Consider the following 22,516-nt stretch of genomic DNA (forward strand, 5'->3'; position numbering starts at 1 on the left):
AGCGTCTATGACATATTTCACATGCTTTTTCCTTGATAACGAAAAAGACATTATCGTAAGCCTGTACAAAGATTTGGACAGGCTTATGTTTGTGCTCTCAACACCAAATCACGGCACCGGAAACCTTATTAGGAATCTGGCTTCCACCTGCGGACTTCCGCTTACGAAGAACAAAGACGGGATGCTGGAGATAAGGGGCGAAGTTCCCTGCTATGTGGATGCCGATAATAAGGAGTGCTATATCTTCAGCCTTGGTGATATCGAGGTGGCGAATATTTATCTCGATGGGACTGTTGAGACAAAGGCTTCAATTCCTGCCATCGCCAAGACCCTTATGAGTCAGACCAAGGAGCCGGACTTTGATCTCAGGAAGACGGTCTTTAAGACGCATATCAGGAAAGAGCTTAAGTTCGCCGGAGACCTTCACACACACATGAACGGTAATCTCTCCGGGGATATTCTGATAGCGCTGGGAATAGCGCACCAGATACGATATCCGCTTTACTATGTAAAAAAGCTTCAGCTGGGCCTTACAAATGCTCAGTGGGAGAAGGTTCTTGCGCAGAGGAAGAAGGTTGCGTGGCAGTGGACTTCCTCGGATCTGAAGGGCAAGTATCTGGACAGAAAGATCGATGATAATACCTTTATCAACTTTGCGGACCTTATCCTCAACAACCTTGATAATGCGGAGATGAACATTGTTAAGATCCGTGGCTCGCTGGCGGTTATCAAGGACGGGCAGGCGGTGTTTACCAATCTGGAGAAGGTATATTTGTACCGTTATGTCTTTTGCAAAGGCAAGGAGAGTGAGGACAAGATTGACCTTAGCGGGATTGATCAGATTCCCGATGATGATGTTAAGAGGCATTTGAAACAGATGCTGCGAGACAGGGAGAATCCGGATTATTGCGGAAATACGATTTTTCAGGACAAGCTCCTTTGGATTGCAAGAAGCTACAAGAAGCAGGGCGTGTGCTATGCGGAGATTAGCGACACGACACTGGTTAAGAAGTATGAATCAATAGAGATGCTGAGGCAGGTTCATGAGGTCATGCCCAAGATCTATCAGGAGACGGGCGTTATGATCAGGTTCTTGGCTGCCATCAGAAGGATTCCGCTTACTATCGTTAAGGATGCTGTAACTCCGGATAATTATCTGGAGCAGAACCTGGAGGTTTTGAAGGCTACGGCGCTGGATCCGTATGTGGCAGGGTGTGATTTTGTCGGCGAGGAGATAAACGACATCATTACGCTTAAGCCGGCGTTTAAGGAGATCGTGAAGATCGCCGCCAAGGATCCGAGCTTCGTGATCAGGGTTCATGCGGGAGAGAACGACAGCCAGAAGGACAACATCGCCCACAGTATCCTGTGCGTCAAGGACTGTCTGGCACCCGGGCAGCAGATGCCGAGGATGAGGCTGGGACACGGTCTTTATACCTATAGTCCAAGATCCAAAAAGGGCAAGGAAGTTCTGGCGCAGCTCAAGGAAAACAAGGTTGTGCTGGAGTTCCAGATATCAAGTAATGTACGACTTAACAACCTGAATTCGCTTAAGGATCATCCCCTGAAGCAGTACTTGAAACAGGGAATCTGGTGTGTTCAGGGAACGGATGGAGCTGCACTCTATGGAACGTCTTCTATAGATGAGGAGCTCTCCTTAAAGACCATGCTGGGACTGACGGATGCAGAGCTTGGGCTTATGAAGGATGCCGAGAGCGCAATTATCAAGTCCAGTCAGGAAGCGTACTCTGAGAAGAAAGAAGCCTTTGGCAGACTTCTTAAGGGCAGGGATATGGAAGAAGTTCTCCTTGAGAAGATGCAGAAGGTTAAGATATCCGGGGCATTGTCGGGCGGCGAAGAAAAGCTCGATGCCAACAGGGAGTTCAAGGACCGTATCAGCGATATCACCTGGGACAGATTCCCGGTTGTGGTGCTTGGCGGAAGCTTTAACACGGAAAACCGCGCCACCAGGATCACCGAGGCCGGTAAGAAAGAACTGGATTCGCTTCTTAAGTTTTTAAATCCTGAGGAAGTGTGCTTTGTTATCGGGCATAAGATCTCGGGGTATGAGAAATATCTTTTGGATCACAACAAGAAGGGCTTCAGGGTTTATGCAGTCGTTCCGGCTCTTGTCACTGCGCAGGAGAGGGACAGGCTATTGTCGTACCCCAATCTTCAGATCAGAGTCTCCACAGAGTCCCAGGGCATGGGAATCTACAAGAGCTTCAACTACGAGATCTTTGAGCGCCGCCCATCCATGGTTGTGGCCTTCGACGGCAACAGCGCCGCCGGAAACCTCATCCAGGAGGCCCGAAACGGCAAGGGTAAGTCTGCGATCCTCGTCTGGAGCCACTCCAAGAACCTGCGCCCCAAGGTCAGCACCCTTGGCGGCTATGTATACACCTTCGACGAGGCAAACGGCCTCGTCTCCCGAATCAAAGACCTACAAAAAGGCGTCCCCGGATGAGACACCGGGGACGTTTCACTTTGTCTCATTTTGAGTCACCGGGGACGTTTCACTTTGACTCATTTTGAGACACTGGGGACGTTTCAGTTTGACTCATTTTGAGTCAATGGGGACGGTTCAGTTTGACTCATTTTGAGACACTGGGGACGTTTCACTTTGACTCAAAAATAAGACGAGGCGACGATAAATGTTCGCCGCCCCGTCTTTTGCCCCTAACGAGTGTTAAGTAGTTTCTTAAGTTCCTGTGTTTCTCTCTCAACTTCTTTTTTCATGAAGTAAACATTCCTGCGATGAAGTGCCTTCGCATGAAGCTTCTCCTTCAGCATATCAATTTCGTACTGCGCTATACCCTTAAGTTCTCCCATTTTTGATACCTCCTGTCAGTGTTTGTTCAACACCCCCTCACGAGTCTCAAGATAATTTTAATCACAATATTTGTTTAAATATCGTTTAATGTCTGAAAATTGTGTGAATTATTTCTTTTATGAATTCACATGTCACATTTGCCTTCGCATCAAAAATTTCGAATTTGCGGATTATACTTGTACACTTTTAAGCGTAGTTGTGATAAAGTAAGAGTGCTGAAGTGCAACTGCTTTCTATGCAGATATTCCAATGCACTAATCTCCAACAGAAAGGTGGTGGTTTTTAATGAAGTCTGATTCACATATATGCAGTAGTGATTCTGCTCCCGGTCGAAGTACCATAAAAACCACATACAAAGGAGATTACCATGGAAAAAGAAGAAGAAAAGACTCTCGTTGAAACACTTCAGGAACTTCTATCATCCAGGCAATATACGCTGCTTCGCCAGACCATCTCTGAGATGAACACAGTAGATATCGCTGCTGCCATGAGTGAGATGGCGGACGAGGATTCCCTTAAAATGTTCAGAATCCTCCCCAAGGATATGGCGGCTGACGTTTTTGCCGATCTGGAAATGGACGTACAGCAGTACATCATTCAGTCCATGTCAGACCGAGAAGCTTCCAACATAATTGAAAACCTGATGGCCGATGATGCTACAGACCTGCTGGAGGAAATGCCTGCCAGCGTTGTTAAGCGTATTCTGGCCAATGCGAGCCCTGAGACAAGGGCCGATATTAACCACCTGCTTCGCTATCCTGAGGATTCAGCCGGATCCATCATGACCGTGGAGTATGTTGACCTGCGTGAAGATATGACGGTCAGCGAGGCCATAGAGCGAATCAGGAAAAAGGGCGTTGATTCAGAGACCATCAACATCTGCTACGTCGTAACCAAGCAGAAGATTCTGGTAGGAACAGTTGCCCTTAGATACCTGCTCATCATGAAGCCTGACGACGTGATCGGTGACATCATGAACACCAACGTCATCAGTATCGGAACCATGACCGACCAGGAAGAAGCAGCCAGAATGTTCCAGAAATACGGCTTTACAGCGATGCCCGTTGTCGACAACGAATCTCGTATGGTCGGAATCATCACCATCGATGACGTAGTGGACATCCTTGAAGAAGAGGCTACCGAGGATATCGAGAAGATGGCAGCTATCGTGCCATCCGACAAGCCCTATCCCAAGGTTGGTATATTTGAAACTTACAAGAACAGAATACCGTGGCTATTGTTCCTCATGATCAGCGCCACATTTACAGGCGCCATCATCACAGGCTTTGAGGATGCACTCTCAGCCTATGTTGTACTCACCGCCTACATCCCGATGCTGATGGATACCGGAGGAAATGCCGGTTCCCAGGCAAGCGTTTCCATCATCCGTGGTCTTTCGTTAAAAGAGATTGAGTTCGAGGATCTCTTCAAGATCATCTGGAAGGAAATCAGAGTTGCTGTACTCTGTGGCTTAACACTGGCAATCGCAAACTTTGCCAAGCTCCTGCTTTTGGACAGAGTATCATTTCTCGTAGCTGCAGTAATCTGCCTGACGCTGCTCTTTGTAGTGCTCATCGCCAAGCTCGTCGGCTGCTGCCTTCCTATGCTGGCATCCAAGATCGGCTTCGACCCGGCAGTTATGGCCAGCCCATTTATTACAACAATTGTCGATGCACTCTCTCTTCTGGTTTACTTCAACATCGCAACCAGGATGCTGCATCTTGTAGCATAGCAAAAGAAATACCTCCGGAATCTGGTTCTTATCCAGACCCGGAGGTTTTATTTTTGCAAAAATGAGTCAAAGTGAAACGTCCCCATTGACTCAAAATGAGTCAATCTGAAACGTCCCCAGTGACTCAAAATGAGTCAAAGTGAAACGTCCCCGGTGACTCACCCTTGAATAATTGCGACTAATGGTCTAAAATGTTGTGGTTAACAGTAGTAATGAGTAGAAATGGAGTAATACAAATGATGCAATCACGTACACATAACTGTGGTGAGCTTCGCATTGAGGATGCCGGCAAGAGCGTAACACTTGTAGGCTGGCTTGAGAACATGCGTGAAGTCGGATCGGGACTTGGATTCGTAGTTCTTCGTGACTTCTATGGCACAACTCAGATTGTCCTTGATACAGAAGAAATGGTTAAGACAGCCAAGGCTATCAATAAAGAGTCAACAATTTCCGTTAAGGGTGTTGTTAGAGAGCGTAGCTCCAAGAATCCTAAGCAGGCAACCGGTGATATCGAGGTTGTTCCTGAGTCAATCGAGGTTCTTGGCAGATGCCAGCACAACGAGCTTCCTTTTGAGATCAATCACTCAAGAGAGGCTGATGAGACAGCACGTCTTAAGTACAGATACTTAGATCTCAGAAATCCTGAGGTTAAGAAGAACATTGTCCTTAGATGCAATGTTATTGCAGCTCTTCGTCAGTCAATGACAGAGCACGGATTTTTGGAGATCACAACTCCTATCCTTACAGCTTCATCACCTGAGGGAGCAAGAGACTACCTGGTTCCTGCAAGAAAGCACCCCGGTAAGTTCTATGCACTTCCACAGGCACCTCAGCAGTTCAAGCAGCTTCTTATGACAGCAGGGTTTGATCGCTACTTCCAGATCGCACCTTGCTTTAGAGATGAGGATGCGAGAGGAGACAGAAGCCCGGGAGAGTTCTATCAGCTTGATATGGAGATGGCGTTTGCATCTCAGGAGGACGTATTCTCAGTATGTGAGGATGTCCTTCCTCCAATCTTTGCTAAATACGGCACATACAACCGTGCTTCAGGATCACCTTTCATGAGGATCCCATACCTTGAGGCCATGGAGAAATACGGATCAGATAAGCCTGATCTTCGTATCGACCTTACAGTTACTGACGTAACCGAGTCCCTTAAGGACTGCGGCTTCGGACCTTTCGCAAGTAAGAGCGAGGACGGACAGGACACAGACGTAAGGATCAAGGCCGTTGTAATTTCAGACTTCAAGGAGAGCCGTAAGTTCATCGACAAGACAATCGGCGATGTTGAAGTTCAGTCAGGTAACAAGGCTTACTGGTTCAGAATGGACGAGAACGGAGAGCTTGTCGGAGGAATCTCCAAGTTTGTTGCTCCTATCAAGGACAGCGTAGTATCAGCTCTTTCACTCAAGTCTGGAGACCTCGTGGTTCTCTCAGCAGGCAAGCTCGGCGCAGCTCAGAAGACAGCCGGTGTTATCGTTAAGACCTTCGGAGCAGCAGTTCCCGGTCACATGGACAAAGAGCAGTACGCATTCTGCTGGATCGTTGACTTCCCTATGTACGAGATCGGTGAGGAGTCAGGCGAGCTCGAGTTCTGCCACAACCCATTCTCAATGCCATCCGGCGGACTTGAGACACTTCTTAAGGCAGAGAGAGGCGAGATCGATCCTCTTTCAATAACAGCAGATCAGTACGACCTTGTATGTAACGGTGTTGAGCTTTCATCAGGTGCCGTTCGTAACCATGATCCCGAGATCATGATCAAGGCCTTCGAGATGGTAAGACTTGGCGAGGACGACGTTAAGGCCAAGTTCCCTGCTATGTACAACGCCTTCACCTATGGCGCTCCGCCACACGCAGGAATCGCACCCGGTGTAGACCGTATGGTAATGCTTCTTGCAGGCGAGGATACCATCAGGGAGATCATTCCGTTCCCTATGAACAAGAATGCTCAGGACGTAATGATGGACGCTCCCGGATACGTAACAGACAAGCAGCTTGAGGAGCTTCACATCAGAACCGTAGATGTTAAGACAGAAGAATAATAAAATCAAAAAAAGAGCGGGCAGTGTATCAGCACTGTCCGCTTATTTCTATCATGTGAGAAAAATACGTCAGATCCGCCAGGTCCGTCAGCGAAAGCCTGCACGAACTCTGAGTGTGATTCATGTACAGAATATATCCCGGCCTCTTGCCATGCTTCATCTTGTATATCACAAGGACCCTTAAGTCGTTCTTCTTCATAAACGCGGCTATCTGAGGATTCTTTTCCCTGTCCAGATCAAACCCGATCACACAGATAGGCGCCTTTTCAATCTTATCATCCAGCTCTCCGCACGTCAGAATGGGGAGCTCTAATTCGTTATGGGTAAAAGAAATTTCTCCGTCATCTCCGGTATGGCTCTGCAGACTGTAATAGCTCTTTTCCCCGTCAAGATCCGCCACGCATATCTCATCTATGGTATAGCCCTTTATTATCTGCTCAAAGGCGCATTCGCAAGGCAGATTCCCCTCGGAAATGAGCTTGTCCATAAGCCCCATCATCATATTGCTCTTTTCACGATTCATCAGCATGTTCTGGGAAATTGTCATTACCTTCCCGTCGTAGAGCACCTTACCATGTATGAGCGGCGAGTAAAAGATATATCGGTTACGGCCCTTGGTCTTGGCGATGTACAGCATTTTGTCCGCTAGCATGAACATGCTCTCATAGTCCATGGCATCTGTCGGGAAAAGAGCTCCTCCCATGGATACGGTTACGCAGACATTGTTTCCGATGTTCTGATATTTTTCTTCAACGGTCTTGCGGATGGTCATGAGGGTGTTTCTAAGGTCCTGCTCGGTGCTGATTTTTTCAAGGACCAGCATGAACTCGTCGCCGCCAATCCTTCCGACAACGCCGTTATCTCCAACGATCTCTTTTGCAATATGAGCTACCTCGGTGATGATCTCATCGCCCCTCATGTGGCCGAAAGTATCGTTCACCGACTTGAAGTTATCTATGTCCATCAGGAAGAAATAAAAAGGCTTATGGCTCTTGTCTTCCATCAGATCCTTGGCATACTCGGTGATGGTGTTCTTGTTGTAGAGCCCTGTCATCTTGTCGTAGTAGCTGTCAGTGCTTCCGGTCTTCATTGACTGGATATCGCTCAGCTCCACCTGTATCGGCTCCTCAGGATTTTCCGGCTTTTCGATGTTGGCCGCAAACCAGTCAAGGTTGTTGTTGCCGGCCCTTACGCGAAAGCAGGTGAGATTTGTCGATCCGTACCCTATGGCAAACATGCAGTTCTGGAGCTGCATGATGTCAGGCGGCGGAATGATCTGGCTTAAATTATGTAATTCTTTCATGCCGAGATAGCTTAAAAATGCATTGTCATTTTTAACGATATTAAGCTCATTATCTACGCAGATGAGATATCTTTTAAACCGTCGCATACTACCTCCATACTAGAATCGTGTCTATTTTGAATTTAACAGAAAATAAGTCTTGTTAGCAACAGATAATGCTTTCAAATTGGCGAAATTTTGATAAAAGTTTTATAAATAGCCTTTTAAATTGTCGCACTTTTATTGTGAAAGCCCTAAAAATGCAGTAAAATAGACTATGGGTCTTTATTTTTCAGAAAGGAGCACAGAAAGCCTGATGGAAGTAAGAAATGTTTCAAAGCTTATTGGACAGTTCGCCATGGTTGGCCAGCTTGGCTTATCACTTCTGATGCCGCTTCTGATGTGTCTTTTCGCATGTTATCTGCTTGTATCCAAGTTATCTCTTCCGGTCTGGATATATATCCCCGGTTTCATATTGGGACTTGGGGCTTCTATGACAACCGCCTACAAGGTTTATCTGTCAGTTGTTCAAAAAGAAGAGAAAAAGAAAATAAAGAGAAACCCAAATGAGGTTTATTTCAGTAAGCATATATAAAACTATTTTTGGGGAGAATATATAGGTATGAAATTACAGCCGGCTGTTAAGACTGAAACGGGGAGAATTGCCATCGCGACAGGGGTAGGCGTACTTGTCATGTACGCAGTGTTTTTTTGTTTGCACATGGTCGTTCCTAATTGGGCGCCATTTGATATAAAAGTCATCCTGGGAGGAATCGGCGGATTTATAGTAGCTGTCGTAAATTTCCTGTGGATGGGTATCACTGTGCAAAAAGTTGCATCCATGGATGATGAAAAGGCGGCGAGATCTACAATGGGCGTAAGCTACAGATATCGTCTGCTGCTTCAGATCTTGTGGATAATACTGGCGATCGTTGTCCCGGTATTTAATCCTGTATCGGGCATAGTTCCGCTACTTGTTCCTGCATTATTTATAAAACTACGCGGTATCATTTCTGCGGGGAAAGGAGGTTGAAGGCGAAAGCATGAGTCAAAGCTTCGAAGTTGATTATGCGAAGATATACTGGACTATCAAGACCGGTATTCCGATCCTTGGAGATTTAAAGATCACCGAGACCCTCATAGTGAGCTGGATCGTAATGATCATAATCACCGGGCTGTGTATCTTCCTGACAAGAGACCTTAAGGTCGAGAACATTTCGAAAAGGCAGGCTTTTGCAGAAATGCTGGTAGAGATGGGCAACAATTTTGTCCGCAATAATACCGGAGGAAACAAGTTTGATAAACTGATACCCTTTGTATCAGCTCTTTTTGCCACTAGTGTGGTTTCAAACCTGATAAGTCTTGTGGGACTTAGAAGTCCTACAGCAGATCTGTCAACAGAAGCTGCCTGGGCGATAGTCGTGTTCATCATGATTACGTCTACAAAGATTAAGACCAACGGATTTGGCGGATATTTGAAAGGATTCACGACTCCAATTGCAGTTATGACACCATTCAATATTCTGTCTGAGTTGGCAACACCGGTTAGTATGGCGTGCCGTCATTTTGGTAATATCCTGTCGGGTGTTGTTATTGACGGACTGATCTACTGGGCTCTGGGCCTTGCATCAGCAGCGCTTTTCGGACTTATACCCGGTGCCGTTGGAAAATTCCTTTCCAACATTCCTATTCTCGGAATTGGTCTTCCGGCTGTGACCGGAGTGTATTTTGACTGGTTCTCAGGATGCATGCAGGCGTTCATTTTCTGTATGCTGACCGTCATGTACATCGCCAATGCGGCTGAGGAAGGATAACAACTTAATACGTACGTAACACTAAAAAACAATAAATGCTTTAGGAGGCAAAAGAATTATGGGTGATTTTCAGATGCTGGCAAAAGGTATTGCACTTGCAGGTTGTGGAATAGGTGCAGGATGTGCACTTATCGCAGGTATTGGACCTGGTATTGGTGAAGGAACTGCTGTTTCAAAGGCTCTCGAAGCTATCGGACGTCAGCCTGAGTGTAAGGGCGATGTAACAGGAACAATGCTTCTTGGATGTGCCGTTGCTGAGACAACCGGTATCTACGGTTTCGTTACCGGACTTCTTCTTATCTTCGTTGCACCTGGTATGTTTATGAATTACCTTCAGTAATAAAAAGGAGATAAAATATGCAGACACAAGATCTAGTAACCCTTGTGCCTTGGACCTTTATCATTCAGATCATTAACCTTTTTATTCAGGTCTTTCTGATCAAGAAGTTTCTTTTTAAGCCAATCAATGACATTTTGGAAAAGAGAAGAAACCTTGCTGATAAAGAGATCAAGGAAGCCAGAGAGGCTAAGACTGAAGCCGATTCCTTGAAAGAACAGTATGAGAGCAGTCTCACAAATGCTCATGCCGAAGCTGCACAGATCGTATCCGATGCTCAGAAGGAAGCCCAGAGTAAGGCTGACACACTGGTAAGGGATGCACAGGAAGAGGCAGCAGGCATTAAAGCCAGAGCGGCTGCTGATATTGAACAGGAAAAGAAAAAGGCTATCAACGAGGCCAAGGACGAGATCAGCTCCCTTGCAATGGACATTGCAGGTAAGGTTGTTGAGAAAGAGATCAACGAAGCTGATCACAAAAAACTTATTGAGGACTTTATTAACAAAGTCGGAGCATAAGATTTTTTCGAAGAAAAGAGGTAAGGAAAATGAGCAAAGCTGGAGATCTTTATGGGCAGAGCCTGTATGATCTGGCAGCGGAAGAGAACCTTACGGATGATATACTGGGCGAAATGGTGAGTGTTAGGGAGATCTTTAAAGAGAATCCCGATTACATAACACTCCTGTCGGAGCCTTCAGTCCCAAAGAAGGAAAGGCTGCAACTCGTAGACGAGTCGCTGGGAAGCAGCTTAAATACTTACCATCTGAACTTTATCAAGATACTCATAGAAAAAGGACTGCTTCGTGAGTACTCAGCTTGTTATAAGAGATTCAGAAAATCTTATAATGAGGCCCACGGCATAGCAGATGCACTGGTAACAACAGCAGTTGCTTTATCGGATGCACAGCTGTCGCAGTTAAAAGAGAAACTTGAAGGGATCAGCGGTAAGAAAGTCCTTTTGGAACAGAAAGTGGATACCGGCATCCTGGGTGGTGTCAGAGTAGACCTGGAGGGACAGCTCTTTGACGGATCAGTCAAGGGCAGGTTATCCGAGCTTCGCAAAAGAGTTGATGACATCGTCATCTAATTACATGAACTAATACATCGGAGGATGATATGGAGTTAAAACCAGAAAAAATATCCGAGGTCATTCGAAGCCAGATAAAGAATTATCAGAACGCAATCATTCAGAACGAGACGGGTACAGTTCTCACAGTCGGTGACGGTATCGCACGTGTCAGCGGTCTTTTGAACTGTATGTCCGGTGAGCTTCTTGAGTTTGAGAACGGAACATTCGGAATGGCTCAGAACCTCGAGGAAACAGTAGTTTCAGCGGTTTTGTTCGGCGAGGATGTTGGAATCAGCGAAGGACAGACCGTTAAGCGTACAGGAAGAGTCGTATCTGTTCCTGTAGGCGAGCAGATGATCGGACGTGTAGTAAATGCTATTGGACAGCCAATCGATGGCCAGGGTCCGATCGAATCAACAGAGTACAGGCCGGTTGAGTCACCTGCACCCGGTATTATCGCAAGACAGCCCGTTAAGGAGCCGCTTCAGACAGGTATCAAGGCTATCGATTCCATGATCCCTATCGGAAGAGGACAGCGTGAGCTGATCATCGGCGATAGACAGACAGGTAAGACAACAATCGCCATCGATACAATTCTTAACCAGAAGGGAAAAGACGTTATCTGTATCTATGTAGCTATAGGACAGAAGCGTTCAACCGTTACAGCACTGGTTGAAGATCTTAAGAAGGGCGGCGCTATGGACTACACCATCGTTGTAGCAGCTACAGCGTCAGAGCCAAGCCCGCTGCAGTACATTTCACCATACACAGGCTGTGCTATGGGTGAGTACTTTATGAATCAGGGTAAGCATGTGCTTTGCATCTATGATGACCTTTCAAAGCACGCGGTTGCATACCGTGCACTTTCCCTGCTTATCAGAAGACCACCGGGACGTGAAGCTTATCCCGGAGACGTATTCTACCTGCATTCAAGACTCCTTGAGAGAGCTGCTAAGCTTTCTGATGAGAACGGAGGCGGATCACTTACAGCCCTTCCTATCATCGAGACACAGGCAGGCGACGTTTCGGCATACATTCCTACAAACGTTATCTCCATCACTGATGGTCAGATATTCCTTGAGACAGAGCTCTTCCACTCAGGCATCATGCCGGCGGTTAACCCCGGTATCTCAGTATCCCGAGTTGGTGGTAACGCTCAGATCAAGGCCATGAAGAAGGTTGCCGGAACTTTGAAACTTGTTTATTCACAGTACCGTGAGCTGGCAAGCTTTGCACAGTTCGGATCCGACCTTGATGAGGATACCAAGAACCGTCTGGCTCAGGGTGAAAGAATCGTGGAAGTTCTTAAGCAGGATAAGAACAAACCGGTTCCTGTAGAGAAACAGGTTGCTATCCTCTACGCGGTTGTCAACAACATCCTGATGAAGGTTGATGTTGCAGACGTTGCAGAGTATGAGGCAGGACTTTATGATTTCCTCGATGCAGATCCTTCCGGAATCGCAGCAATGCGTGACATCCGTGAAACCGGTAAGCTCGAGGCTGAAACTGAGAACAAGTTAAAAGAGGCACTGGACGCTTATACAGACAAGTTCATTAAGCAGAAAGGCTGATAAGAGGAGGATAAGATAATGGCTGGATCAATGAAAGCTGTTAAACTCCGAATCAAGAGCGTTCAGAGCACGATGCAGATCACGAAGGCCATGCAGCTGGTTGCTGCATCCAAACTTCGTAAGGCAAAAGAGAGAGCTGATGCATCTAAGCCCTACCTTGAGACCATGCTTGGAACTCTTACAGATATAGCCAATTCAAATACGGATTTCCAGTCGCCTTTTACAAAGGCTGCGGAGAACGAAAAGTGGCTGTACGTTGTAATCGCCGGAGACAGAGGTCTTGCAGGCGGATACAACTCAAACCTGTTTAAGTTCATGGAGCAGGAGACCAAGGGGAGAGATAATGTAACAGTTCTTCCCATCGGAAAAAAATCCGTAGAATACTTTAAGCACAGAAACGTACCTCTTTTCACAGAAGAGTACGCAGAGGTTGCCAAGGTAAACATCTCGGATTGTTTCCAGGTTGCCAAGCTGATCTGTGAAGCGTATAAGTCAGGAGAGTTCGGACATATATTCCTGTGCTACACGAATTTTATTTCCATGCTCTCACAGGTGCCCACAGCAGCATCACTTCTTCCTCTCTCGGACCTTAGATCCGAAGATCTGAAGTCTGATGGAAAAGCAAGGGATCTGATCTTGTACGAGCCGGACTCAGAGACAGTGTTCAATGCTATTGTTCCGGAATATCTGGCGGGAATTCTTTATTCCAGTATCAACATTTCTTATGCCAGTGAGCTTGCGGCCAGAAGAACCGCGATGGAAGCTGCAACAGACAATGCAGAAGAGATGATCGATACCTTGAGTCTGTACTATAACAGAGCGCGTCAGGCAAGCATTACGCAGGAAATTACAGAAATAGTAGCTGGTGCGGAAAGCTGATCATGCTACTAATAAATTAAGGAGTCAAACACAATGAGTGAAAATCATATTGGAAAGGTAATACAGGTTACAGGCCCTGTACTTGACATCCGCTTTAAAGAGGGTGAGCTTCCGGATCTTCACAATGCTATTGAGATTATGGTTGGGGACAGAAGACTTATCGCTGAGGTTGCTCAGCAGGTCGGTGACGACGTAGTTCGCTGCGTTGCCATGAGTTCCACAGACGGTCTTGTTCGTGGCGTTGATGCAAAAGACACAGGAGGCCCAATCACTGTACCGGTTGGTGACAAGTGCCTGGGTAGAATCTTCAATCTTCTCGGAGAGCCTGTAGATAACGAGCCTGCTCCGGAGGATGTAGAGAGATGGCCAATCCATCGTCCTGCTCCTTCTTATGAGGATCAGGTTCCGGCTACAGAGATCTTCGAGACAGGTATTAAGGTCGTAGACCTTATCTGCCCTTACGCTAAGGGTGGAAAGATCGGTCTGTTCGGCGGTGCCGGAGTTGGTAAGACCGTTCTTATCATGGAGCTTATCAATAACGTTGCTAAGGCACACGGTGGTATTTCAGTATTCACCGGTGTTGGAGAGCGTACCCGTGAAGGTAACGATCTTTACGGAGAAATGAAGGAAAGTGGAGTTATCGATAAGACCGCACTGGTTTACGGTCAGATGAACGAGCCACCGGGAGCCAGAATGAGAGTTGGTCTTTCCGGACTTACAATGGCTGAATACTTCCGTGATGTAAAGAATCAGGACGTGCTTCTTTTCATCGATAACATCTTCCGTTTCACACAGGCCGGATCTGAGGTTTCCGCCCTCCTTGGACGTATGCCTTCAGCCGTAGGTTATCAGCCTACACTGGCTACTGAGATGGGTGCTCTTCAGGAGCGTATCACATCAACCAAGAAGGGTTCAATTACATCCGTTCAGGCCGTATACGTACCTGCGGACGACCTTACTGACCCTGCTCCTGCTACAACTTTCACTCACCTGGATGCTACAACGGTTCTTTCCAGAGATATCGCTTCAAAGGGTATTTATCCGGCGGTTGATCCTCTAGATTCAACAAGCCGTATCCTTTCACCTGATATCGTAGGAAAAGAGCATTATGAAGTAGCAAAGGGAGTACAGCAGGTGCTTCAGAGATATCGTGAACTTCAGGATATCATTGCTATCATGGGTATGGACGAGCTGTCAGAGGAAGATAAGCTTACCGTTTACAGAGCACGTAAGGTTCAGAACTTCCTGTCACAGAGCTTCTCAGTTGCTGAGCAGTTCACAGGACTTCCCGGAAAGTACGTTCCTCTTAAGGAGACTATCCGTGGATTCAAGATGATCCTTGACGGTGAGTGTGATGATCTTCCGGAGTCAGCATTCCTTCTTGTTGGAACCATTGACGAAGTCTTCGAAAAGGCTAAAAAGTAAAAGGAGCGACTTATGTCTAGTTATCATTTACAGGTTGTCTCCATGGATGGCCTGGATTTCGATGGAGAAGTTCAGAAGCTGCTTCTGCGTACAATAGACGGTGATGTTGAGATCCTTGCTCGCCACACTGACTACTGTACCGCTATTGGAATGGGCACAGCGAGAGTGACCATGGAAGACGGCACAGAGAGAAAAGCAGCCTGTATCGGTGGAATGCTTTCAGTCTTAAAGGGTGAAGTCAAAGTCTTCCCTACCACCTGGGAGTGGAGTGAAGATATTGATATTGAGCGTGCTAAGGCTGCTAAAGCAAAAGCTGAAGAGAGACTTTCAGACCAGCTCCTGGACAAGGAAGCCAGAGTAAGAGCTGAGGCTAAGCTCTACAGAGCGCTCGTACGACTTGGTTCCACCGGTCATCAGGATCGCGAAAAATAAGAATTGTATTAAGAGTTTTAAACATAAAGAAAACGCCCCCGGCATTACGCCGGGGGCATTTCCAATTAATTGTGTAAGGGTTATATATAATTACTCCTTTACGCCGCCGATTGTAAGACCTGCAACAAAGTATCTCTGCAGGAACGGGTAGAGCATAACTATAGGAGCCATTGTAATGATGGTAGCTGCAGCTCTTACGGAAACAGGAGTGATGTTAACCTGTGTTCCTGTAGTAGCAGCACCTGCGTTACCCTTAAGGGAGGTAACGGCTGAAAGCATCTTCATCAGCTCGTACTGGAGTGTTGTGTACTGATCTGCCATACGGTTGTAAAGCATTGTATCGAACCAGGAGTTCCACTGACCTACAGCAACGAAAAGAGCAATTGTTGCGTAGATAGGTTTACACAAAGGAGATACAACCGATAAGAAGATCTTCATGTAACCGGCACCGTCGATCTGTGCTGCTTCCTGAAGTGAATCCGGAAGACCTTCCATGTAGGTTCTCATAACCAGCATGTTGAAACCGCTTATCATTCCCGGGATTACATATACCCAGAAGGAATTGGTGAGATGAAGGTTTCTGTACAAAAGCATTACAGGGATCATACCACCGTTAACATACATTGTGATAACCCAGAAGAGTGAAAGCTGTGATCTGAACACGAAGTTCTTCTGGCTTACAATGAATGCAAGAAGCGCATTGGCTGCAACTGCGAAAATTGTTCCGAGAACGGTTCTTAAAACTGAAATAACAGCGCCGCGTCCGATATTACGAAGGGCAAGTACTGCGGAATAGTTCTGTGTAGTAAAGATTCTTGGCCAGAGATGTACACCGCCTCTCATGGCGTCGACACCGTCGTTAAACGAAATGGCCAGTGTGTTAAGTACCGGGTAAATGGTTACTATACAGAAGATCAGCATGAATAGATAAAGGAAAATGTAGAAAACTACATCCCATGCACTTAATTTATGAAGTCCACCTGACTTAATCTCATTCTTTTCCATACAGCACCTCCCTTAGAATAACCTTTCTTCGCCGGTCTTCTTAGCGATCTGATTTGCAAGTACTATGATCACTATGGATACTACACTCTTAAAGATACCGGCTGCAGTACCGAGGGAATAGTCATTCTGGCTGATACCCCAGGTCAGAACGTAGATATCGATGGTATCTGATACGCTCTTTACAAGTCCGTTTCCTAAGAGATACTGTACTTCGAAACCTGCATTAAGCAGATTTCCCATGTTCATAATAAGCAGGATAATAATCGTAGGCTTGATTCCGGGCAATGTAACGTTCTTGATCTTGCCCCATCTACCTGCACCATCGATGGAAGCTGCCTCATACAGGCAGGGATCAATGGATGTGATAGCTGAAAGATATATGATCGCGTTCCATCCTGTTTCCTTCCAAACATGTGCGAAGGTTACGATAGGCCAGAACAGAGCCGGTATCGAGAAGAACGGAACGGTGTCTTTTACTAAACCAAATTTAACTAAAAGCTCGTTTATGATACCTGTTGATGAAAGGGCATCATTCAAAATACCTGTAACAATGATCCATGAAAGGAAGTGTGGAAGGTAGGAGATTGTCTGTACTACCTTCTTGGCTCTCAGCAGTCTGAACTCATTTAAGAGGATCGCAAAGACGATAGCTGTGAGAGTAGTGAAGATAAGATTCAATGTTCCCATGCAGAAAGTGTTTCTGATAACCTTAAGGAAGGTTACATCCGAGAACAGGAATCTGAATTTTTCAAGTCCAACCCACTTTGAGTGGAAGAGGCCTGTCTTGTTTTTATAGTTTTCAAAAGCCATCAACCAGCCGGCCAGGGGCAGATAACAGAAGATAAATCCGTAGATTACAAATACTGCAGACCATGCTATAAGAACCTTTTGCTTGGCGAGTTCTTTTCTTGTGATGACCGTTTTCTTTTTATTTGCGGCGGTTTTACTCATCCCTTTTGGTACCTTTCGTTTAATAATTCTGTATAAAAAGGCAGCCATATACTTATTAAGCTGCATATGGCTGCCTTATCATCTAGAACAAGAATTAAAGCATTAGTTGCCTGAATTTGCTGCTACTCTTCTGTCGAGCTCTTCCTGCATCTGGCTAAGGAAGTCCTGAGGATTGCATCCTTCATAAGCTTTCATGTAGTTGTTCCACTCGCTCTCGAAGTCTGAAGCCATAACTACCTTAGGAAGCCACTCGTGCTTAACTTCACCCATCTTTGTCCAAGCTACACCACCCTGTGTTGATGTATCAAGGTTGTTTGAGTATGACCACATAGGGAACCAAGGATGTGTTGCGTTTACATCTTCTACAACTGATCCGATGAGATCAGGATAGTTCTTAGCACCGTAAGCGTCGAAGCACTTCTTAAGAGGTTCAGCTAACTTATCATAGAACTCTGAAGGCTGCTCTTCAGGAAGGTTAGCGTTCTTTCCATCGTCGCTTGTTCCGCCGTACTGAGGAAGGTAGCTGTATGTGCACATATGATCTGCTTTGTACTTAGGATCTGCTACCTTCGCTCTGATTTCAGGAGTTCTGTAGAAGAGTCCGTTATCGTCTACGAGGTAGTCAACACCTTCAACACCCCAGAAACGAAGGTTCATGATATCCTGGTCAAGCATCTTGTCAAGGAATGAGAATGCAAGGTCAGGGTCTGCGCAGCTTGTTGTAACTGCGATACCTGAAGCTGTGTTAAGTGTGTCGCCGTATGTATGCCAACGGTTGTCCATTCCCTCGTCAATTGTAAGTCCAAGAGGAACGTAGTTGCAGCCCTGAACATCAAGACCTGCTGTAAGGAGTGCGTCGTTGATCTGCTGGAAATCCCAGTACTGATCGCACATACCAAGTACGTTACCGTTTGAAAGCTTCTGGATATAGTCGTCGTACTTCTGTGTTCCGAAGTCCTTATCAACGATACCCTTCTTATACTCTTCGTTCAGCTTAGCGAAGTATCTCTTAGCTGTAGGAGTTGTATTGTAGTCAACGATTGTAGGATCCTTGCCCTCGAAATCAACGATTACAGAACCGTCGTTTGGATATCCATCAAGGAACTGAGGAGCGTTCTCAATACAGAAGTATCTCCAGTCATCGCAAAGGCATGTGTAAGGGATGATATCCATCTCGTTGCCGTTAGCGTCTTTGGTCTTAGGATTAGCTGCTGCATATCTCTCAAGAAGATCGAAGTACTGATCAAGTGTCTTGATCTCCGGGTAGTTATCCCACTCAAGAACTCTTGCCTGAATCCAGAATGCTTCGTCGTTGTGAGCTGTTCCTGTAGGAGCGCCCTTTGTGTTCTGGAATACGTTGCACCAGTAGATGTGTCCGTCATCCTGTCTGAACTGATCCCACTCTGTAGGAGTGTAGTAGTTTGTAAGGTTAGGATACTTGCCACTCTCAAGGTACTCATCCCAAGGAATAAGAACACCTTCGTTGTAAAGATCTGTAGATCCGTCACCACCATCGATAAGGTCAGGATATGTTCCTGATGCGATGATTGATCCGATTGCCTCTGAAACTGTCTGACCTGTCAGCCATGTCTCTTTAAGACGAACACCGGTCTTCTCTGCGATCATGTCCTGGATCTCGTTGTTACCGCTGTTGATCTCTGTTCCGGGCATTCCTGCGAAGAATGTGAAGTCAACGATCTCGTCAGGTGCATAAGTCTTTTCTTCTGCAGCTGCTGTTGTGTCTGCTGCTGTGTCTGTAGTAGCAGGTGCTGCTGTCTCTGTGCCCCCATTTGATGTCTGTGCGCTGTCGCCTGTGCTCTGAGCTGCTTCACCACAACCTACAAGAGCAGTTGCCATGAGCATTGTGCTCATTGACAGAGCAACAACTTTTTTCATTGCTTTGTTTTTCATAATTACCCCTTTCTCCCTTTTACTTTTTTTATTTGGTCCAAAAAAAGTATGATTATGTGACACTTTTCATGGATTATTATAGAACTCAGAAAATTTTGATAGAATGGAATTCTTTTACTTCAATAAGCACTTTTTTTACTTCTTTAACAGAAAATTTACTTTTTGTTTCTTTTTATTGTGCAAAATGGACATGTTTATTTGGTATAATTAATAATTTGTGCCAAATTTCTTGTCATATTGCCATATAAAGTCTGAATGACTGTCCTAATGTTAATAGTAATGTATAACATCAGGACCACCCCATTCCAATCAAATATTGGCAAGGTCTTGCCAATGAATGCTCAGTGAAGGAACTCAACAGACTTAAGAGAACAGCTCCCGCTTCCTTTATATATAAGGTAAAGCGGATTTTCTCCGGAAACCGCATCAAACCTGCATTCGTGGGCTGTCCAGATGTTTGATCCGATTGCTGTTAAAAGAGCCAAAGTCTCTTTTGAAAGATCGGTCTTAATTTCAAAGTGGCCATCAAAGTATGCCCTTGTCTTAATGCGAAGTCCCTTAACATCATTAAAATCAAAGTACTTAAATCCAATGGTCGTTCCGTCTGTGATTCCCTTGATGTAGCCGTCGTTCTGGTCGCCATCGCCACCCTCCTGGACAACCCTTGGAGCGCTGTCCTCAACATACATCTTCTTCTCGGGAGTGAAGATGTTGCAGGCAATGTAAGCAGGGTATTCACCGATGTCCTTAAGAGGAGCGCCGTTAAGCCCGCAGGAAGTGATCTCTACCTGAGGGATCCTGCCGTCTTCTGTAAACTCGATCCTCTCTGCGCAGCCCTGTCTTGAGAACCAGGTGCCATGGGTATGTCTGTGGTAAAAGATATACCAGCTGCCTTCAATTTCCACGATGCTGCCGTGGTTGTTGGCGCCGTAACCGGATGGATCCTCGGCATTTTTGTAGGTATCTATATGGAGGTCGCAGTTACTTACGATAACGCCGCCGTAGGTAAATGGGCCTTCCGGTTTATCAGATGTTGCATAGCACAGCTCGTGCATAACTTCCGATGAGTAAATGAAGTAGTAGGTATTACCGCGTTTTCTGATGGATGGAGCTTCGAAGAAAGCGTGTCCTTCGAAATCAGTTCCCTGGCTGTACTTGGCACCGGGCACGATTATCTCCGGAGCCTTGACTACTGTCAGCATGTCTTTTCCAAGGACTGTGTACATTGCACCGTGCCTTGACTTGTCGCCATGTCCGCAGAAGCCTGTGTAGAGGTAAGTGATATTTCCCTCTGTCATTACACCGGGGTCAAACTGTGGCTCGTCGCCGGCTTTTTTGCCAAGCTTTGTTCCGTCTTCGTAGTGAACATATCCGTAGAATTCAAAAGGTCCTGCAGGAGTATCGGCTACTGCTACCGACACGACATTTTCTTTGTCGAGGACGTAGTAGAGATAGTATCTGCCATCCGGTCCGACTGTGATATCAGGTGCATAGAGGCACTGATGTCCGTCAGGGTTTAAAGGATCTGAAGTCTTGGGATAGATAACACCCTCATAGTGCCAGTTGCCGAGGTCATTAACAGGCGCTGACCAGCACACATAATCTCCGAGGCAGAAGGTCTCTCCTCCCACAAGATCGTGTGAACCGTAGACATAAACCCTGTCTCCGAATACGTAAGGTTCGCCGTCCGGGATGTATTCCCAGGATGGAAGATAGGGGTTGACTGCCTGCTTCTTGCTGCCCTGTCTTATGCCGCCCTCCTGCCTTGGTGATGCTCCGCGGCCAAGAAACTCCATTTCGTTTCTGGCTGCATCTGCAAAAGGCTCCCACTTCGGAAGAGGAGTTCTGTCCTTGCCACATCCGTTGGGATCACCTGTCTTGATAAAGTTTGCAAAGTAGTCGCACATCTGACAGGCCAGCTCAAAGTGCCTTCCTGCGTAGGGCCTGTGACACATGTGAAGTGTATCGAAGAAGAACCACAGATCTACCGAGTGGAAAGTGCCGGGATAAGAATCTCCCGCATGACCGTCTCCCGGAATGTCGGGATCAAATCTGTAGTAGTAAAGCTTCTGATCAGGACGATTTTCGTTTGCTTTTAAGAACACCTGCTTAACAGAGCGCTCAACCATGTTTACGCCGGCTTCTGAAAACTCATCCGTGGTGTTTCCTGAAATGATGGGAACATTAAGGCTCTTGCCGTTTGCAATATTTTCTGTGGGATCATCCTTGCAAAAGAGTCCGTCGATGATCGGGAACATTCTTCTGTGAGTTTCTGCAAATTTGTTGTAGCCATCAAGAAGCTCCCTTGAAGAAAGAGCTCGTGCTTCTTCCAGATCTTTTACACCAAGGCTCTCAAAGAATTCTTTTCCGAGGTCCTCTGCCTGCTTAAGGTTTAATGGATGGAAGATGTCTGCATCTGAATTATCGAGTCTTATGATTCCGCTAAAGATCGCTGCAGCCTTGATGATGTCTTTGTTGTCTTCGCAGCTGAGCTGATGCTGAACGCTGGCTCCGCCTGCTGACTGGCCTCCGATAGTGATCCTATCCGGGTCTCCGCCGAAGGAGGCGATATTTCTTTTAACCCAGTCAAGGCCTGCCTTCTGGTCGAGAAGACCGAAGTTGGAAGGAGAAGCAGGTGACTCGCCTGTTATCTCGGGATGAGCCATAAAGCCAAAGCATCCAAGACGGTAGGCAATGCTAACGACAATGACACCTCTCTCAGCAAGAGGTTCTCCGTTAAATTCCATCTCTGCCGTGTAGCCCCACTGGAAGCCTCCGCCGTAGATCCATACAAGGACGGGGAGTTTTACATCGGCTTTTTTGGCAGGTGTCCAAATGTTGAGGTAGAGGCAGTCCTCGCTGTTTCTGATTTCGGGATCAACGTGCCACTCGCGGTTATAAACGAGCTCGCCGATGCCCGGTGTATCCTGCATTGAGATGGGACCAAACTCAAAGGCGTCCAGTGTCCCCTCCCAGTTCTGCACCGGTTGTGGCGCTCTCCATCTGTTTTTTCCTATAGGTGGTGCTGCAAAAGGGATGCCCTTAAAGACCGTGATACGAGGGTCATTTCCGGGAAGTCCCCTGACTTTTCCGTTTTCTGTTACTGTTTCTCTAAGCATGATTTTTCCCCTTATTCTCATGAATTATATAGTTCATTAATTTTAATTTATTCTCGACGGCCACCATCTTCCAATCAAATAATGGCAATAAATTAGCAATTTATGAAAAGA

At 46.3% G+C, this 22,516-nt stretch carries 19 protein-coding genes; 13 read left to right on the forward strand and 6 right to left on the reverse strand.

Going from position 1 to position 22,516, the window contains the following annotated elements:
• The first annotated feature begins 7 nt into the window (after positions 1-7).
• Positions 8-2,467 carry an adenosine deaminase gene (locus G632_RS0105265; protein WP_022767981.1) on the forward strand — a complete coding sequence of 820 codons (2,460 nt, stop codon included), beginning with the start codon at positions 8-10 and terminating at the stop codon, positions 2,465-2,467.
• A gap of 212 nt (positions 2,468-2,679) precedes the next feature.
• Here G632_RS0105265 and G632_RS21920 read toward each other — a convergent pair whose 3' ends face one another.
• Positions 2,680-2,832 (reverse strand): hypothetical protein, encoded by a 153-nt coding sequence (locus tag G632_RS21920; RefSeq protein ID WP_022767982.1) that lies wholly within the window; start codon positions 2,830-2,832, stop codon positions 2,680-2,682.
• A gap of 368 nt (positions 2,833-3,200) precedes the next feature.
• On the opposite strand from G632_RS21920, the gene mgtE reads away from it, so the two are divergent.
• Both mgtE and aspS read left to right on the forward strand, forming a co-directional pair.
• Positions 3,201-4,565 (forward strand): magnesium transporter, encoded by a 1,365-nt coding sequence (gene mgtE / locus G632_RS0105275; protein WP_022767983.1) that lies wholly within the window; start codon positions 3,201-3,203, stop codon positions 4,563-4,565.
• A gap of 236 nt (positions 4,566-4,801) precedes the next feature.
• Positions 4,802-6,610 carry an aspartate--tRNA ligase gene (gene aspS, locus G632_RS0105280; RefSeq protein WP_022767984.1) on the forward strand — a complete coding sequence of 603 codons (1,809 nt, stop codon included), beginning with the start codon at positions 4,802-4,804 and terminating at the stop codon, positions 6,608-6,610.
• A 28-nt stretch (positions 6,611-6,638) separates the two neighbouring features.
• Here the strand turns inward: aspS and G632_RS0105285 are convergent, their stop codons facing one another.
• Positions 6,639-8,000, reverse strand: a complete 1,362-nt coding sequence (locus G632_RS0105285; protein WP_022767985.1) for a GGDEF domain-containing protein — start codon at positions 7,998-8,000, stop codon at positions 6,639-6,641.
• 208 nt (positions 8,001-8,208) lie between these two features.
• Here G632_RS0105285 and G632_RS0105290 point away from each other — a divergent pair, with 208 nt between their 5' ends.
• The 10 genes from G632_RS0105290 to atpC are packed head-to-tail and all read left to right on the forward strand — an operon-like array spanning position 8,209 to position 15,419.
• On the forward strand, positions 8,209-8,487 hold the full coding sequence (locus G632_RS0105290) for an AtpZ/AtpI family protein (protein WP_022766435.1): 279 nt from the start codon (positions 8,209-8,211) through the stop codon (positions 8,485-8,487).
• A gap of 27 nt (positions 8,488-8,514) precedes the next feature.
• Positions 8,515-8,925 carry an ATP synthase subunit I gene (locus G632_RS0105295; protein WP_022767986.1) on the forward strand — a complete coding sequence of 137 codons (411 nt, stop codon included), beginning with the start codon at positions 8,515-8,517 and terminating at the stop codon, positions 8,923-8,925.
• A gap of 10 nt (positions 8,926-8,935) precedes the next feature.
• A complete protein-coding gene (locus G632_RS0105300; RefSeq protein WP_022767987.1) occupies positions 8,936-9,706 on the forward strand; it encodes a F0F1 ATP synthase subunit A in 771 nt (256 codons plus the stop codon).
• Positions 9,707-9,764: 58 nt separating this feature from the next.
• Positions 9,765-10,046 (forward strand): ATP synthase F0 subunit C, encoded by a 282-nt coding sequence (gene atpE / locus G632_RS0105305; protein WP_013279572.1) that lies wholly within the window; start codon positions 9,765-9,767, stop codon positions 10,044-10,046.
• Positions 10,047-10,063: 17 nt separating this feature from the next.
• Entirely contained in the window at positions 10,064-10,561 is a 498-nt protein-coding gene (gene atpF / locus G632_RS0105310) for a F0F1 ATP synthase subunit B (protein ID WP_022767988.1), read from the forward strand.
• Between the two features lie 29 nt (positions 10,562-10,590).
• Complete coding sequence (gene atpH / locus G632_RS0105315) at positions 10,591-11,130, forward strand: ATP synthase F1 subunit delta (RefSeq protein WP_022767989.1); 540 nt, start codon at positions 10,591-10,593, stop codon at positions 11,128-11,130.
• A 29-nt stretch (positions 11,131-11,159) separates the two neighbouring features.
• Positions 11,160-12,683, forward strand: a complete 1,524-nt coding sequence (gene atpA / locus G632_RS0105320; RefSeq protein WP_022767990.1) for a F0F1 ATP synthase subunit alpha — start codon at positions 11,160-11,162, stop codon at positions 12,681-12,683.
• 18 nt (positions 12,684-12,701) lie between these two features.
• A complete protein-coding gene (gene atpG, locus G632_RS0105325) occupies positions 12,702-13,562 on the forward strand; it encodes an ATP synthase F1 subunit gamma (RefSeq protein ID WP_022767991.1) in 861 nt (286 codons plus the stop codon).
• 33 nt (positions 13,563-13,595) lie between these two features.
• Positions 13,596-14,987: a F0F1 ATP synthase subunit beta gene (atpD, locus tag G632_RS0105330; protein ID WP_022766443.1), complete on the forward strand. Its 1,392-nt coding sequence runs from the start codon at positions 13,596-13,598 to the stop codon at positions 14,985-14,987.
• 12 nt (positions 14,988-14,999) lie between these two features.
• Complete coding sequence (gene atpC / locus G632_RS0105335; protein WP_022767992.1) at positions 15,000-15,419, forward strand: ATP synthase F1 subunit epsilon; 420 nt, start codon at positions 15,000-15,002, stop codon at positions 15,417-15,419.
• Positions 15,420-15,509: 90 nt separating this feature from the next.
• Here the strand turns inward: atpC and G632_RS0105340 are convergent, their stop codons facing one another.
• The 4 genes from G632_RS0105340 to G632_RS22500 all read right to left on the reverse strand — a co-directional run bounded on the left by G632_RS0105340 (position 15,510) and on the right by G632_RS22500 (position 22,405).
• Complete coding sequence (locus G632_RS0105340) at positions 15,510-16,424, reverse strand: carbohydrate ABC transporter permease (protein WP_022767993.1); 915 nt, start codon at positions 16,422-16,424, stop codon at positions 15,510-15,512.
• Positions 16,425-16,436: 12 nt separating this feature from the next.
• Positions 16,437-17,375: an ABC transporter permease gene (locus G632_RS0105345; protein WP_026512402.1), complete on the reverse strand. Its 939-nt coding sequence runs from the start codon at positions 17,373-17,375 to the stop codon at positions 16,437-16,439.
• Between the two features lie 102 nt (positions 17,376-17,477).
• Positions 17,478-19,286 carry an extracellular solute-binding protein gene (locus G632_RS0105350; protein WP_022767995.1) on the reverse strand — a complete coding sequence of 603 codons (1,809 nt, stop codon included), beginning with the start codon at positions 19,284-19,286 and terminating at the stop codon, positions 17,478-17,480.
• A gap of 341 nt (positions 19,287-19,627) precedes the next feature.
• Positions 19,628-22,405, reverse strand: a complete 2,778-nt coding sequence (locus G632_RS22500) for a carboxylesterase family protein (RefSeq protein WP_022767996.1) — start codon at positions 22,403-22,405, stop codon at positions 19,628-19,630.
• Positions 22,406-22,516: the final 111 nt, after the last annotated feature.

It is taken from the genome of Butyrivibrio sp. NC2007 (assembly GCF_000421405.1).
Lineage (GTDB): Bacteria > Bacillota > Clostridia > Lachnospirales > Lachnospiraceae > Butyrivibrio.

Bases quoted from the DNA above. Each gene is read 5' to 3' on its own strand.
- G632_RS0105350 (WP_022767995.1), bottom strand. From the start codon at position 19,286: ATGAAAAACAAAGCAATGAAAAAAGTTGTTGCTCTGTCAATGAGCACA.
- atpC (WP_022767992.1), top strand. From the start codon at position 15,000: ATGTCTAGTTATCATTTACAGGTTGTCTCCATGGATGGCCTGGATTTC.
- atpG (WP_022767991.1), top strand. From the start codon at position 12,702: ATGGCTGGATCAATGAAAGCTGTTAAACTCCGAATCAAGAGCGTTCAG.
- G632_RS0105265 (WP_022767981.1), top strand. From the start codon at position 8: ATGACATATTTCACATGCTTTTTCCTTGATAACGAAAAAGACATTATC.
- atpH (WP_022767989.1), top strand. From the start codon at position 10,591: ATGAGCAAAGCTGGAGATCTTTATGGGCAGAGCCTGTATGATCTGGCA.
- atpA (WP_022767990.1), top strand. From the start codon at position 11,160: ATGGAGTTAAAACCAGAAAAAATATCCGAGGTCATTCGAAGCCAGATA.
- mgtE (WP_022767983.1), top strand. From the start codon at position 3,201: ATGGAAAAAGAAGAAGAAAAGACTCTCGTTGAAACACTTCAGGAACTT.
- G632_RS0105300 (WP_022767987.1), top strand. From the start codon at position 8,936: ATGAGTCAAAGCTTCGAAGTTGATTATGCGAAGATATACTGGACTATC.
- atpF (WP_022767988.1), top strand. From the start codon at position 10,064: ATGCAGACACAAGATCTAGTAACCCTTGTGCCTTGGACCTTTATCATT.
- G632_RS0105345 (WP_026512402.1), bottom strand. From the start codon at position 17,375: ATGAGTAAAACCGCCGCAAATAAAAAGAAAACGGTCATCACAAGAAAA.
- aspS (WP_022767984.1), top strand. From the start codon at position 4,802: ATGATGCAATCACGTACACATAACTGTGGTGAGCTTCGCATTGAGGAT.
- atpD (WP_022766443.1), top strand. From the start codon at position 13,596: ATGAGTGAAAATCATATTGGAAAGGTAATACAGGTTACAGGCCCTGTA.
- G632_RS0105290 (WP_022766435.1), top strand. From the start codon at position 8,209: ATGGAAGTAAGAAATGTTTCAAAGCTTATTGGACAGTTCGCCATGGTT.
- G632_RS21920 (WP_022767982.1), bottom strand. From the start codon at position 2,832: ATGGGAGAACTTAAGGGTATAGCGCAGTACGAAATTGATATGCTGAAG.
- G632_RS0105340 (WP_022767993.1), bottom strand. From the start codon at position 16,424: ATGGAAAAGAATGAGATTAAGTCAGGTGGACTTCATAAATTAAGTGCA.
- G632_RS0105295 (WP_022767986.1), top strand. From the start codon at position 8,515: ATGAAATTACAGCCGGCTGTTAAGACTGAAACGGGGAGAATTGCCATC.
- G632_RS0105285 (WP_022767985.1), bottom strand. From the start codon at position 8,000: ATGCGACGGTTTAAAAGATATCTCATCTGCGTAGATAATGAGCTTAAT.
- atpE (WP_013279572.1), top strand. From the start codon at position 9,765: ATGGGTGATTTTCAGATGCTGGCAAAAGGTATTGCACTTGCAGGTTGT.
- G632_RS22500 (WP_022767996.1), bottom strand. From the start codon at position 22,405: ATGCTTAGAGAAACAGTAACAGAAAACGGAAAAGTCAGGGGACTTCCC.